At 68.4% G+C, this 12,829-nt stretch carries 13 protein-coding genes, 1 pseudogene and 1 riboswitch; of the genes and pseudogenes, 6 read left to right on the forward strand and 8 right to left on the reverse strand.

Going from position 1 to position 12,829, the window contains the following annotated elements; all coding sequences use genetic code 11:
- Nucleotides 1-180: pseudogene (locus ABNT58_RS01250) on the forward strand (hypothetical protein); the annotation flags it as partial.
- 64 nt (nucleotides 181-244) lie between these two features.
- Here the strand turns inward: ABNT58_RS01250 and ABNT58_RS01255 are convergent.
- Nucleotides 245-877, reverse strand: a complete 633-nt coding sequence (locus ABNT58_RS01255; protein ID WP_348751698.1) for a LysE family transporter — start codon at nucleotides 875-877, stop codon at nucleotides 245-247.
- Nucleotides 878-1,028: 151 nt separating this feature from the next.
- Here ABNT58_RS01255 and ABNT58_RS01260 point away from each other — a divergent pair, with 151 nt between their 5' ends.
- Entirely contained in the window at nucleotides 1,029-1,259 is a 231-nt protein-coding gene (locus ABNT58_RS01260; protein ID WP_348751699.1) for a DUF3072 domain-containing protein, read from the forward strand.
- Between the two features lie 96 nt (nucleotides 1,260-1,355).
- Here ABNT58_RS01260 and ABNT58_RS01265 read toward each other — a convergent pair whose 3' ends face one another.
- The 7 genes from ABNT58_RS01265 to ABNT58_RS01295 are packed head-to-tail and all read right to left on the reverse strand — an operon-like array spanning nucleotide 1,356 to nucleotide 7,665.
- Entirely contained in the window at nucleotides 1,356-3,446 is a 2,091-nt protein-coding gene (locus ABNT58_RS01265; RefSeq protein WP_348751700.1) for a flagellar biosynthesis protein FlhA, read from the reverse strand.
- Nucleotides 3,443-4,579, reverse strand: a complete 1,137-nt coding sequence (locus ABNT58_RS01270) for a flagellar type III secretion system protein FlhB (RefSeq protein WP_348751701.1) — start codon at nucleotides 4,577-4,579, stop codon at nucleotides 3,443-3,445. The genes ABNT58_RS01265 and ABNT58_RS01270 overlap by 4 nt, the downstream gene beginning before the upstream one ends.
- Before the next feature lie 10 nt (nucleotides 4,580-4,589).
- The gene (locus ABNT58_RS01275; RefSeq protein WP_348751702.1) at nucleotides 4,590-5,366 is read right to left on the reverse strand and encodes a flagellar biosynthetic protein FliR; all 777 of its coding nucleotides are present in this window, start codon (nucleotides 5,364-5,366) and stop codon (nucleotides 4,590-4,592) included.
- A 13-nt stretch (nucleotides 5,367-5,379) separates the two neighbouring features.
- Complete coding sequence (gene fliQ / locus ABNT58_RS01280; protein WP_348751703.1) at nucleotides 5,380-5,652, reverse strand: flagellar biosynthesis protein FliQ; 273 nt, start codon at nucleotides 5,650-5,652, stop codon at nucleotides 5,380-5,382.
- A gap of 10 nt (nucleotides 5,653-5,662) precedes the next feature.
- Nucleotides 5,663-6,427, reverse strand: coding sequence for a flagellar type III secretion system pore protein FliP (fliP, locus tag ABNT58_RS01285; protein WP_348751704.1), 765 nt, complete (start codon nucleotides 6,425-6,427; stop codon nucleotides 5,663-5,665).
- A 7-nt stretch (nucleotides 6,428-6,434) separates the two neighbouring features.
- Nucleotides 6,435-6,800: a FliM/FliN family flagellar motor switch protein gene (locus tag ABNT58_RS01290; RefSeq protein ID WP_348751705.1), complete on the reverse strand. Its 366-nt coding sequence runs from the start codon at nucleotides 6,798-6,800 to the stop codon at nucleotides 6,435-6,437.
- 4 nt (nucleotides 6,801-6,804) lie between these two features.
- Nucleotides 6,805-7,665, reverse strand: a complete 861-nt coding sequence (locus ABNT58_RS01295; RefSeq protein WP_348751706.1) for a FliM/FliN family flagellar motor C-terminal domain-containing protein — start codon at nucleotides 7,663-7,665, stop codon at nucleotides 6,805-6,807.
- A gap of 351 nt (nucleotides 7,666-8,016) precedes the next feature.
- Nucleotides 8,017-8,113, forward strand: a riboswitch (cyclic di-GMP riboswitch).
- A gap of 545 nt (nucleotides 8,114-8,658) precedes the next feature.
- Between ABNT58_RS01295 and ABNT58_RS01300 the strand changes: the two genes are divergently transcribed.
- The 4 genes from ABNT58_RS01300 to fliH form a co-directional block, all read left to right on the forward strand.
- Nucleotides 8,659-9,018, forward strand: coding sequence for a flagellar hook-basal body complex protein FliE (locus ABNT58_RS01300; protein ID WP_348751707.1), 360 nt, complete (start codon nucleotides 8,659-8,661; stop codon nucleotides 9,016-9,018).
- Nucleotides 9,019-9,063: 45 nt separating this feature from the next.
- The gene (gene fliF, locus ABNT58_RS01305; protein ID WP_348751708.1) at nucleotides 9,064-10,809 is read left to right on the forward strand and encodes a flagellar basal-body MS-ring/collar protein FliF; all 1,746 of its coding nucleotides are present in this window, start codon (nucleotides 9,064-9,066) and stop codon (nucleotides 10,807-10,809) included.
- Nucleotides 10,784-11,803, forward strand: a complete 1,020-nt coding sequence (locus ABNT58_RS01310) for a flagellar motor switch protein FliG (RefSeq protein WP_348751709.1) — start codon at nucleotides 10,784-10,786, stop codon at nucleotides 11,801-11,803. Before fliF ends, ABNT58_RS01310 begins: the two co-directional genes overlap by 26 nt.
- A gap of 67 nt (nucleotides 11,804-11,870) precedes the next feature.
- On the forward strand, nucleotides 11,871-12,829 hold a 959-nt coding region (gene fliH, locus ABNT58_RS01315), incomplete at its 3' end, for a flagellar assembly protein FliH (protein WP_348751710.1).

Below are 12,829 nucleotides of genomic sequence, written 5' to 3' on the forward strand. Positions count from 1 at the left end.
TTCCCGGCGGCGACCTGCGTCCCTGGTAAGTGGTCGATGGCGCAATACGACGTCTACCCCAACCCCAGCCATAGCGCCGCGCCCTTGCCCGCCGAAGCCTTGCGGCGACCGGTGGACAACGTGGCGGCGCAATCCAGCGCGCTGGTTTCAGCCATCGACGCGGTGTTATCGGGCATCTAGTTGCACCCCAGAGCGGGCTTGGCCCTAGCGGAACAGCCATGGCGCGTGCCGGCTGCACTCGCCACTACGGACGAGTGACGCTGGTGACCAGCTTCAGCCCCAGTGACACCATGACCAGCCCGGCTGTGCGGTCCAGCAAGGCTTTGTAGGCGAGGTAGATCTTCTGGGGTGTGCCCGCCGACAGAACGAGCGCAACCAGCGCATACCAGCCGCTCTCGATGCAGAACACCATGGCGAGCAGCACAACGCCGAAGGCAACGCTGAAGCTCTGCGGCAAAAAGGCGGCGAACACGCTGGCATAGACCACGGCCGTCTTGGGATTGCTGACTTGCGTGGTGAGACCCAGCCAGAACGCCCGCTGCGCGCTGGGGGCGGCGCCGTCCGAGCTTGAAACAAGCAGCGCTTGCTTTGCGGAACGGAAGATGAGGACGCCCAGGTAGCACAGATAGGCGCCGCCCGCGAGCTTCAGTCCCACATAGAGCCAAGGCACCGCCTGGAACACGGCGTGCAGTCCCAGCAGCGCCGCCGCCCCGAACAGGACGCCGCCGACGCCCATTCCGAGTGCTGCGGCCAGTGCCTGGGCCCGGGAGGTGGCCACCGCCATGCGCGCGACCATCACGAAGCTCGGTCCGGGGCTGATGACGCCGACAGTGAGCGCGGCAAGCACGCCAAGCAGCGCAGTGGTTTCGAAAGGCATGGGAATTCCAGGACGAGTGGCATGCGCGGCCCGGAGTATGGCCTCGACCAGCCACGTACCGAAGCTGAATTCGGCGACACCGGCTGGATCAAGGCGCCTGTACAGGCATACAGCTTGCCCCTGTCGGGCCACAGCAACCAAGGACGACACCATGACCGACAAGCATGTGGCCGAGCAGGCCGACGACAGCAACATGAAGAAGGACCCGGACCAGTGGGTCACCGGCGATGAGCCGATGACCGGGGCCCAGAAGTCCTACCTGAAGACACTGTCCGAAGAGGCGAAGGTCGACTTCGACGAGGGCCTCAGCAAGGCCGATGCGTCCAAGCGCATCGACGAGCTGCAAGCCATGACCGGGCGCGGGCAGTCGAACCCGGGCTGACGAGCGGGATGGCGGTCGTGCTGCGGGCGCCTGACACGCGCCGCAGCAGCCATGAGCGCGACCGCAACTTGCCGCAAAAGCGGCTCGGCGCCGCGCCTATCCCAGCGACCCCACCACATTCACCTCCCGCTGCTCCGGAATCTCGTTGTACGAGAGCACGTGCAGCCCGGGCGCGAACAGGCGCGCGTAGCGGGCCAGCAGCGGGCGCACCTGGGGCATCACCAGCAGCATCGGGGTGGCGGCCTGCTGCTTCATCTGGTCGCGGGCAATCGGCATGTGGGTCTGCAGCTGGCTCAGCAGCTTGGGGTCCACCGGGTAGTTGTCCAGCGCCACCTTGGCGCCGCCGGCGCGGGCCTGGTTGAGCGCGCCCAGCAGCAGGTTCTCCAGCTCGCCGCTCAGGTTGAAGGCATTCATCGGCGCGCTGGGGCCCACCAGGCCGGTGACGATCTGGCGGCGCAGCGTGCAGCGCACCTCGGCCGCCAGCAGGATGGGGTCCTTGGTGGTCTCGGCGTTTTCCAGCAGCGTGGTGGCGATGGGCACGATGTCCTTCAGGCTCACGCCTTCGGCCAGCAGCACGCGAAACACCTTCAGCAGCTGGCTGTGGTTCAACGCCTTGTCCAGCGCCGCGGCCAGCTTGGGCGCCTGGGCGGCCAGGCGCTCCATCAGCGCCGGCACGTCTTCGTGGCGGATGATCTCGGGCAGGTGGTCGCGCACCAGCTTGGCCACGTGGGTGGCCACCACGCTGGCCGGCTCCACCACCTGATAGCCCATGCCCAGCGCATGCGACTTGTCCTGCGGCGCGATCCAGGTCACCGGCAGGCCATAGGCGGGGTCGATGCCGGGCGCGCCATCGAGGTCGCCGAACACCTGCGGCCCGGGAATCGCCATCAGCCGGTCGGCATGCACCTCGGCCTGGGCGATGGGCGTGCCGCTGAGCAGCACGCTGTACTGCGTGGGCTTGAGCGACAGGTCGTCGCGCAGGCCGATGGGCGGCAGCAGCAGGCCCAGGCTTTCGCTCAGGGTCTGGCGCACGCCCTTCAGGCGCTTGGCCAGCGGCGCGCCCTGGCCCTGGTCGATCAGGCCCACCAGCTTGTAGCCCACGCTGATGCCCAGCGGCTCCACGAAGGGCAGCGCCTGCCAGTCGATGTCGGCATTGCGCTCGGCCACCAGCGCCTGCTGGATGGCCGTGGTGTCGGCCGGCTTGGGCTGGTCGACCTGCTGGCTCAGCCTCCAGGCCGCAAAGCCCAGCACCGCCGCGAACGACAGGAAGGGCAGCCACGGCATGCCGGGGATGATGGCCAGCAGCACCATCACGCCGGCCGCGCTGGCCAGCACCGCGGGCGATGCCAGCAGCTGCGAAGCCACCTGCTGTTCCATGTCGCCGGCATCGGCGGTGCGGGTGACGATGATGGCCGCGGCGGCCGACAGCAGCAGCGCCGGGATCTGCGCCACCAGGCCGTCGCCGATGGTCAGCAGCGCGTACTGGCGGAAGGCATCGGCGAACGACAGGTCGTGCATCAACGCGCCGATGGCCACGCCACCCAGCATGTTGATGATCAGGATCAGGATGCTGGCGATGGCATCGCCGCGCACGAACTTGCTGGCGCCGTCCATCGCGCCGTAGAAGTCGGCCTCCATCGCCACGTCGCGGCGGCGTTCCTGCGCCTTTTCCTGGTTGATCAGGCCGGCGTTCAGGTCGGCGTCGATCGCCATCTGCTTGCCGGGCAGCGCATCCAGCGTGAAGCGGGCCGACACCTCGGAGATGCGTTCCGCGCCCTTCGTGACGACCACGAAGTTCACGATCATCAGGATGATGAACACCACCAGGCCAACGACGAAGTTGCCGCCGATGACCACGTTGCCGAACGACTCGATCACCTGGCCGGCGGCATGCGTGCCCTCATGGCCGTGCAGCAGCACCACGCGGGTGGAGGCCACGTTCAGCGCCAGCCGCATCAACGTGGTGGTGAGGATGATGGTCGGGAAGACGCTGAAGTCCAGCGGCCGTTTGGAAGCGACGCTCACCAGGATGACGATGAGCGCCAGCACGATGTTGAACGTGAACAGCACGTCCAGCACGATGGGCGACAGCGGCAGGATGATCATGGCCAGCAAGGCCATGAGGAACAGCGGCGTGGCCACCTTGTGGCGGCGCATCTCGGCCACCATGCGTTGGATGAAGTTCATGCTTTCACCTCGCTCAGCTGCGCGGGGATTTCAAGATCGTCGGGAAGCACCGGCGCCGCCTTGCGGGTGCCGGCCTGGAAGGCGCGTATCTGCATCACGTAGCGCAGCACCAGGGCCACGGCCTTGTACAGCGGCGCCGGAATCTGCTGGTTGACCTGGCTGGTGTTGTAGATGGCGCGCGCCAATGGCGGCAACGGCACCACCTCGATGCCGCTCTCACGCGCCACCTGGCGGATGTACAGCGCCATCTCGTCCACGCCCTTGGCCACCAGGAACGGCGCCTCGGCCCGGTCTTCGTCGTACTTCAGCGCCACGGCGTAGTGCTCGGGGTTGACGATCACCACGTCGGCCGTGGGCACCGTCTTGCGCACGCTGCGCTTGGCAATCTGCTGCTGGATCTGGCGGATACGCTGGCGCACCTCGGGCCGGCCTTCGGCCGACTTGTGCTCTTCCTTCACTTCCTGCTTGGTCATGCGCTGCTGCTGGGTGAAGAAAAAGCTCTGCAGCGGCACGTCGATCACCGCGAACAAGATGAACACCACCACCATCGCCATCACGCCGTCCAGCATCAGGCCGGCGCCGTGCACCAGCGCCTGGTCGAAGGTTTGCGACTGCAGTTGCAGGTAGGCCGCCACCGAGCTGGTGGACACATGCCACAGCACCGCGATCACCAGGCTGCACTTGAGCAGCGAGATCGCGAAGTCGGACCAGTGCTTGCCGCTGGCCAGCCGGCCCGCAAAGCCCAGCGGGCTGAGCCGGCTGGGCTTGGGCATCAGGTTCTTGAGGCTGAACACCCAGCCGCCCGGGTACAGCGAAGCCAGCACCACCAGCAGCGGCACCACCGCCAGCGGCAGCACCATGCGGCCGAACAGCAGCGCCACGTCGTAGAACACGTTCGACCAGACGTTGCCCATCGTGCCCTGCCCGTCCAGCGGCACCACCACCATGCGGAACAGGCTGCGAAAGTCTTCCAGGTAGCCCGGCACCATCAGCAGAAAGGCCTTGAGGCTGACCAGGATGCCCACCGCCGTGGCCCAGTCGCGCGAGCGGTTGACCTGCCCTTCTTCGCGCGCCTTGCGCAGCTTCTGGGCTGAGGGTTTTTCGGTCTTGTCGCCAGTGCTGTTGCCGGACATCGCGTGCCCCTCAGCTGCCGGCGCGCAGGCCGCGGTGGATCAGGTCCAGCACCTGCTGCGTCATGCGGATGTAGTGCTCCGGCACGAAGCGCACCACCTGCGTGAGCATGAACAGCCCGAACACGGTGACGATGGCAAAGCCCAGCGAAAACAGGTTGAGCGCGGGTGCCACGCGGTTGAGCAGGCCGGTGCCGAACTGCACCACCACGGTGGCGAACACCACCGGCAGCGCCAGCAGCAGCGCGGCCGAGAACACCCAGGCCACCGCCAGCGGCAGCGTCTTGAGCTGCAGCGTGGCCAGGCCCTGCCCCACCGGCCAGGCCTGGAAGCTGGCGCCCAGCACGCCGGTGATGACCAGGTGCCCGTCGATGGCGAAGAACACCAGGATGCACATCATGTACAGCAGGCTGGACACCACGTCGGACGACTGGCCGTTCATCGGGTCGTTCATCACCGCCATGGCCAGGCCCATCTGCGAAGAAGCCAGGAAGCCCAGCACCAGGATGGCGCTGATGGTCAGGTGAAAGGCCAGGCCCAGCACGAAGCCGATGACGGCCTGCTCCAGCGCGGCCACCACGCCGTGCATCGAGAACGGGTCGATGGCCACGGCCGGCTGGGCCATGGGCATCAGCACCACGGCCAGCACCAGCGACAGCAGCACCCGCACGGTCACGGGCATCATGTTTTCGCCCAGCACCGGCGCCGCGCTCAGCAGCGCCATCGTGCGGCAGAACGGCCACCAGAAGGCGCCGAGCAGCCCCAGCAGCTGGTTGAAGACGGGCTCCATCGCGTGCTGGCCTTCAACCGATGAGCGTGGCCGCGCGCTCGAAGATCGAGACGCAGAAGTCCATCAGCCGGCCGACGATCCAGCGGCCGGCAAAGCCGATGGCCAGCATGGTGACCAGCAGCCGCGGCAAGAAGCTCAGCGTCTGCTCGTTGATCTGCGTGGCTGCCTGGAACATGGCCACCACCAGGCCCACGATCAGGCCCGGCACCACCAGCAGCGACACCAGCACGGTGACCAGCTGCAGCGATTCGCTGACCAGGTCGACGGCAACTTCCGGCGTGATCATGCGTGCGCCCTCAATAAGCCTGGATGGAGGTGACCAGGGTGTTGACGGTCAGCGTCCAGCCGTCCACCAGCACGAAGAGCAGCAGCTTCATCGGCAGCGAGATGACCAGCGGCGACAGCATCATCATGCCCATGGCCATCAGCACCGACGACACCACCATGTCGATCACCAGGAAGGGGATGAACAGCATGCAGCCGATCTGGAACGCCGTCTTCAGCTCGCTGAGCACGAAGGCCGCCAGCTTGACGGTGAAGGCATGGTCCTCGGGCCTGGCGATGTCCTTCTCGCCGGCCAGGCGCGAGACCTGGGCCAGCGCGGTCTTGCTGGTCTGCGCCAGCATGAAGCGCGAGACCGGCACCTCGGCGGCCTTCAGCGCCTCGGTCAGCGTGAGCTTGTCGGCGTCGTAGGGCACGAAGGCGTTGTTCCACACCTGCTCGCCCACCGGGCGCATCACCAGCATGGTGAGGATGAGCGCGATGCCGGTGATGATGCGGTTGGGCAGACCCTGCTGCAGGCCCAGGGCCTGGCGCAGCAGCGACAGCACGATGACGAAGCGGGTGAAGCTGGTCATCATCAGCACCAGCGAGGGCAGCAGCCCCAGCAGCGTCATGATGATGAGCACCTGCGTCTTCACCGTGAAGTCGGTGGAGACGCCGCCGGTGCTGGTGCCGAACAGCGGAATGCCTTCGGCCGCCCGCGCCGGGCCGGCTGCCCAGGCCAGCGCGAGCAAGGCTGCGCCAGCGGCGGTTGCGCGAACCGCGCGTTGCGTGTTCATCGCCGGGTCAGTGTTCCAGCGAATCGAGGTCCAGGCCGGCCAGCTCCACGACCTTCAGGCCGTACTTTTCGCCGGCCACCACCACCTCGGCGCGGCCCACGGGCGTGCCGTTGACCTTGATGACCAGCGGCTCGCCGGCCAGGGTGTCCAGCGGCACCACGCTGTCGGTCTGGATGTCCATCAGCTCCTGCAGCGAGACGCGGGCCGAGCCCACCTCCAGCGTCAGCGTCACCGGGATCTTGCGCATCAGCTGCGGGATGTTGCGGCGCGGACGGGCCGGGGCGGCGGGCGCCGCCAGCTCAGCGTCGTCCAGGCCTTCCGGCACGCCGGCCAGCAGGTCGTCGAGGGCGCTCTTGTTGTCAGTCATGTCCATGGGGTCAGTCCACATCGGCAAAAGAGGTCAGGCACAACTTGCCCTGGTGTTCGGCCACGGTCGCGGTGAAAAGCCGCGAGTCGTCGATGAGCACGTCGGTCGTGCCCAGGCTGATGGGGATCACGTCGCCCACCTGCAGGTCGGCCAGCTGGCCGAGCGGAATGTCCTTCTGCAGCAGCCGGGCCACCAGCGTGAGCGACAGCCGGGTGGGCAGCGGCGCGGCCTGTTCGATCTGCTCGCCGGCCTTGGCGCGCAGCGGCGTCAGCTGGTGCCACACGCGGTTCATCCAGCCATCGCCCACGGCCAGGCAGATGCTGCCCTGGCTGCCGTGGGCATGCTCCACCACGCGGGCTTCCAGCAGCCAGCAGCCACGCGAAGGCGGCAGCCGGCCGATGGGCTTGAAGACCGGCAGCCGCGGCGACAGCGGGCTGCCGACGCCAGCCTCGATGCGGCCGGCCAGCAGCTCGACGAACTGCTGGCCCAGCAGCGCGGCCAGGCGTTCTTCGGTCGCGGTTTCGCGCGGGGTTTCGCCGGGCTGCTCGGCCGGCGGGGTGCGCAGGCCATAGCGGTAGGCCAGCACGCTCATCAGCACGCCGCGCTCGACGGCGCAGGCGATGTCGCCGGTGGCGTTGCCAAAGCTCAGCCAGGCCGCTTCGGGTGCCCGGGTGTCCAGGCGGCGCATGGCCACCTGGGCCACTTCGAAGCGGGCGCGGTAGCGCATGTTCAGCCGCAGGCGCAGCAGTTCCGAGAGGTCTTCGCGGAACTGCTTGGAAAAGCGCGCCAGCAGGTGCACCGGTCGGCCGAGCGTGCCGGCGTCCAGCACCATGGGTGGCTCCGTACGGCTGGGGGTGGAGGTGTCGGTCATGGGCGGGCCAGGGGCAATTCGTGCGACTGATTCTAGAAATCGCGCCTGCCGCTGAACGCCGGATATGGCGGGTAAAAGCGGCCAAGCTGTGCGCACCGCACGCCCGGCGGGCCGGTCTGCCTGAATATCGGCAGACCACGGCCAATATATATGGACAAACTCAATTTGATAACTGAGCAGCCACGGCGAATTTATGAGGTCAATATGTCAGACGCTGTGAAGCGGCCCGCTTCTCACATGCTGTAACAGCTGCGCCCGCCCACCACCCGATGCAGTGCAATCGTCCACACGTTGCGCTGCAACATGCTCGCCGCCGGTTGTGCCGCGCGGCGGGCGGCCCCTAGCATCCGCCACCACTCAGGGCACACCCGCGCGAAAGCCGGGGTCGCAAAGCTTCCGGTCTGCCCCCACGGCGTACGCGCCCGGGAACGACAGCGGGGCCGCCAGACGGACGCCACCGCCTCAAGGTGGGCTGCCGCCTGTCCCGGGCCATGCCATGCGCAGGGCCGGGAGACCTGCTTTTGTTGCGTGCGCGCGCTGGGTCGACCTGCCTCCCCAGCCACGGAAAGCGCCCGCCCATGCCCGCCCACCGCACCGTCAGCCCGCCCGCGCTAAGCCCGCATAAGCCGGGTTGTTCGGGCGTTTCTCGGGTTTGCCCGGGGGCCCCAGGCTCCGTAACATTTGGTCCATCAGACAGGCCCTTGCCTTTTGCGTCGCTTCGACGTCCCACTCACCAGAAAGTACCGGATGAGTCACCAGATGGATATCGATATAACCCGCCGGATAACGGCGAGGTGGGCCGCCGCAAAACCCTCCGGCACCCCGGGCGCAAATTTGAGCCCCTCAAGTCGGGGCTGCTCGGGCCGATAGACCAGCAGACACCCGCCCTTGAATCGATCGAGCAACCCGCCGCACGCGGCGAGTTGAGCCGCTGCATGGCCTGAAGGGGCCCGCAACCGGCGCCCCCACAAGAACCGCCCGAGGAAACCGACCATGTCTTCCGCACTGCTTTCGATCCAGGCCGACCTGGCGCGCCTCGCCGGCGACGTCGAGCGGCTGACGCCGACCGCGCCGGTGCAGCCCGCACTGAACCTGGACGACGGTCTGGCTTCCGGCTCCGCAGGAGCACAGGGCGACGGTTTTGTCGCCGGCTTTAAGCAGGTGCTGATGTCGGTGGACGCCAAGGACAAGGCCGCCGCCGAAAAGGTGGCCGACGTGGACGCCGGCCGCAGCGACGACCTGGTGGGCGCGATGTTGTCCAGCCAGCAGGCGAGCCTGTCGTTCTCGATGCTCATGCAGGTGCGCAACAAGGTCGTGGGTGCCTTCGACGAGCTGATCAAGCTGCAGCTGTAGCCGCCGGCCACCGCCTGCTGACCGACCACCCAACCGCCGTACGCCGTGATCGCCACGCTCAAGCCCGCCCTCTCCCGCCTGCGCCCCGCTGGCGGTCTGCCGCCCGGCCTCGTCAGGAGCCTGGGCCCCATCCTCACACTGGCCATCGGCGTCACGCTGGCGGTGCTGATGTTCCTGTGGCGCGACCAGTCGGGCTACAAGGCCGTGTTCGGCGCCCGCGAAAAGGTGGCCGCCGCCGAGATGATGGCGGTGCTGGACGCCGAAGGCGTGCGCTACCGCGTGCACCCCGACAGCGGCCAGGTGCTGGTGCCCGAAGCCCAGCTGGGCAAGGTGCGCATGCTGCTGGCCGCCAAGGGCGTGACGGCCAAGCTGCCCAGCGGCCTGGAGCTGATGGACAAGAACGATCCGCTGGGCGTGAGCCAGTTCGTGCAGGACGTTCGCTTTCGCCGCGGCCTGGAAGGCGAGCTGGCGCAAAGCATCATGACCTTCGACGCGGTGGACTCTGCGCGTGTGCACCTGTCCATCGCCAAGTCGTCGTCGTTCGTGGTGAGCGATGGCGAGAAGAGCTCGGCCTCGGTGGTGGTGCAGCTCAAGCCCGGCCGCACGCTCAGCCATGAACAGATCGCCGCCGCCATCAACCTGGTGGCCGGCAGCGTGGCCAGCCTGGACCCCACCCGCGTGAGCCTGGTGGACCAGGCCGGCAACCTGCTGTCGGCCCGCATCGACCTGGCCGATGCGATGGACGGCACCGCGCAGGTGAGCGATGCCGCCAAGCGCTACACCGAAGAAGCCCGCCGCAACGTGCGCGACCTGCTGTCGCCGGTGCTGGGCGAAGACAACTACAAGACCAGCGTCACCGCACTGGTGGACAACGACCGCGTCCAGGAAACGCACGAGACCTACGGCGCCACGCCCAAGGTCACCAACGAGGCGATGCGCCAGGAGATGGACCGCGACGGCGTGGCCGTGGGCGTGCCCGGCTCGCTGAGCAACCGCCCGGTGGCGGTGGCCGCCTCGCAGCCGGCCGACGCCGGCACCGCGAGCAAGAACGCCACCACGCGCCAGTACGCGTACGACCGCAACATCACCCAGATCAAGCGCAGCCGCGGCCGCCTGGCCAAGCTCAACGTGGCGGTGGTGCTCAATGCCTCGGCCGCGCCCAGCGGCAAGGGCAGCTGGACCAATGAAGAGATCGCCGGCGTCGAGAAGATGCTGCGCAGCGGCCTGGGCATCAATGCCGAGCGCGGCGACACGCTGGTCGTCTCGGCCATGCCCTTCCCGGCCCGCCCGGCGCCCGAGCCCTGGTGGCAGCAGCGCGACAACATCGTCGACATCACCGGCTACGTGGGCTACGCCGTGGCAGCGCTGCTGGGCTTCCTGCTGATCGTGCGGCCGCTGATGAAGCTGATGCAGAACCGCTACAGCGCGGCCAGCGTCACGCCGCTGACGCCGATCCCGCCGGCGCCGCAAGCCGCTGTCACCGACCGTCCGTCGGCCCTGGGCAGCAACCCCGCCGTGGCCGCACTGCCGCAGCCGGGCGCCGAAGCGGTGCTGCCGGGCGCCGCGCAGATCGCTGCCACTGCCGCGGCCATGGCCGCCGCCGCAGGCACGCAGCCGGGCGACATGTCGGTGCGGCCGCTGCTGGAGAACTACGACCTGCCGCCGCCGGGCTCGCCGGTGGACGTGCTGGTCGATCACCTGAAGGTCCTGGCCGGCAAGGAGCCGGAACGGGTCGCCGAAGTCGTCAAACAGTGGGTGCAGAAAAATGAGCGAGCAGAGCAACCAGCTTGAAGGCGCCGGGCTGAGCCCGGTGGAGCAGGCCGCGATCGTGCTGCTGAGCATGGGTGAGGAGCCGGCTGCCGCCGTGCTGCGTTGCCTGTCGCGCGAAGAGCTGCTGGAGGTCACCCAGGTGATGTCGCGCATGAGCGGCATCAAGGTCGAATCGGTGAAGACCTCGATCCAGCACTTCTTCGAGGACTACCGCGAGCAAAGCGGCGTGCACGGTGCCTCGCGCAGCTACCTGCAGCGCTCGCTCGATCTGGCGCTGGGCCGCGAGATCGCGAGCAGCGTGCTCAACAGCATCTACGGCGATGCCATCCGCCCCAAGATGGCCCGGCTGCAATGGGCCACGCCCAAGTGGCTGGCCGACCAGATCGCCAACGAGCATGTGCGCATGCAGGCGGTGTTCCTGGCCTTTTTGCCCAGCGCGATGGCCGGCGGCGTGATCGATGCGCTGCCCGCCGAAGGCCGCGACCTGGTGCTGCTGAACGTGGCGCGGCTCAAGGAGATCGACCGCGAACTGCTGGCCGAACTCGACCTGCTGGTGGACCGTTGCCTGGACACGCTGAGCACCCAGAGCACCAGCGTGGAAGGCATCCGCCAGGCCGCCGAGATCCTGAACCGCCTGCCCGGCAACCGCCAGCAGATGGTGGAGCTGCTGCGCGCCCACGACCCCGAGGTGATGCAGGAGCTGGAGATCAGCATGTACGACTTCGGCGTGCTGGGCCGCCAGAGCGAGCCCAACCTGCTCAAGATCATCGAAGCCGTGCCGCTGGAGCAATGGGCCATTGCGCTCAAGGGCGCCGAAGCCGCGGTGCGCGACGCCATCCTGCAGACCATGCCCAAGCGGCAGGCGCAGGCCTTCGAGGACACCATGCGCCGCAGCGGCCCGGTGCCGCTGTCGCGCGTGGAACAGACGCGCCAGGAAATCATGGCGCAGGTCAAGCAGCTGGTGGACGACGGCGAGATCGAGATCCAGCTGTTCGCCGAAGCGACGGTGGAGTGAGCATGAACGCCCACACCCCCACCCACCGACTCAAACGCAGCGCCGTGCCGGTGCGGGGGCTGGCCGCATGATCAGACCGCACCGCTTTCCTCCGCTGTCCAAGGTCAACGTGGCCAAGGCACTGGGCGATGCCCATGGCCTGCCGCCCGAAGCCCAGGCCTCGCTGGCCGACGGCTTCCAGCATGGCCAGCAGTTGGGCTATCGCGAAGGCTACGACCAGGGCCTGCAGCGTGGCCGCGAAGACGGCCAGGCCATCGGCCGCGACGAAGGCCGGCGCCTGGGCGTGCAGGAAGGCCGCCGCGAGGTGGCTACCCGCTTCGACAAGATGGCGGGCCCGATCGACGCGGTGCTGGCTGCGCTGCAGCAGGCGCAGGCCGACTACCAGACGGCGATGCGTGAGGAAGTGGTGGACCTGGTGGCCCGCGTGGCCCGCCAGGTGATCCGGTGCGAGCTGGCGCTGCAGCCGGCGCAGCTGCTGCACCTGGTGGACGAGACCCTGGCCACCATGCCGCCGCCGCACGACAACGTGCAGGTGCACCTGAACCCCGAAGACCTGCAGCGCATCCGCGACGTGGACCCGGCCCGTGCCGCCCGCTGGACGCTGGTGCCCGATGCCCAGCTGGACGCCGGCGAATGCCGCGTGCGTGCCGGCCGCCGCGAAGCCGATGCCGGCTGCCGCCAGCGCCTGGCTGCGTGCATGGACCAGGTGCGATCGCAACTCATCGACAACCCGGCGCCGGTGCAGGACGATGCGCCGCTGGCCGCCGAAGTGCCGGTGGTTGCCGCCCCCGTGACCCCTGCGGTTCCCGTGGCACCGATGGCACCGGCTGCACCGGTCATCGAAGCCGCCGAACCCGCGCCCGCCGCCGCGGCGCCGATGGCCCCGCGGGTTGAAGCCGAACCCGTCCCAGCCCCCGCCGCACCGCGCAAGAAGGCCACCACCGCCGAAGCGGCAGCGCCCGCACCGGCGGCCAAGCCCGCCGCAAAGTCCGCGGCCAAGGCCGAGGCCAAGGGGGTGGCCGAGAA

This window comes from uncultured Aquincola sp., from assembly GCF_964001545.1.
Lineage (GTDB): Bacteria > Pseudomonadota > Gammaproteobacteria > Burkholderiales > Burkholderiaceae_C > Aquincola.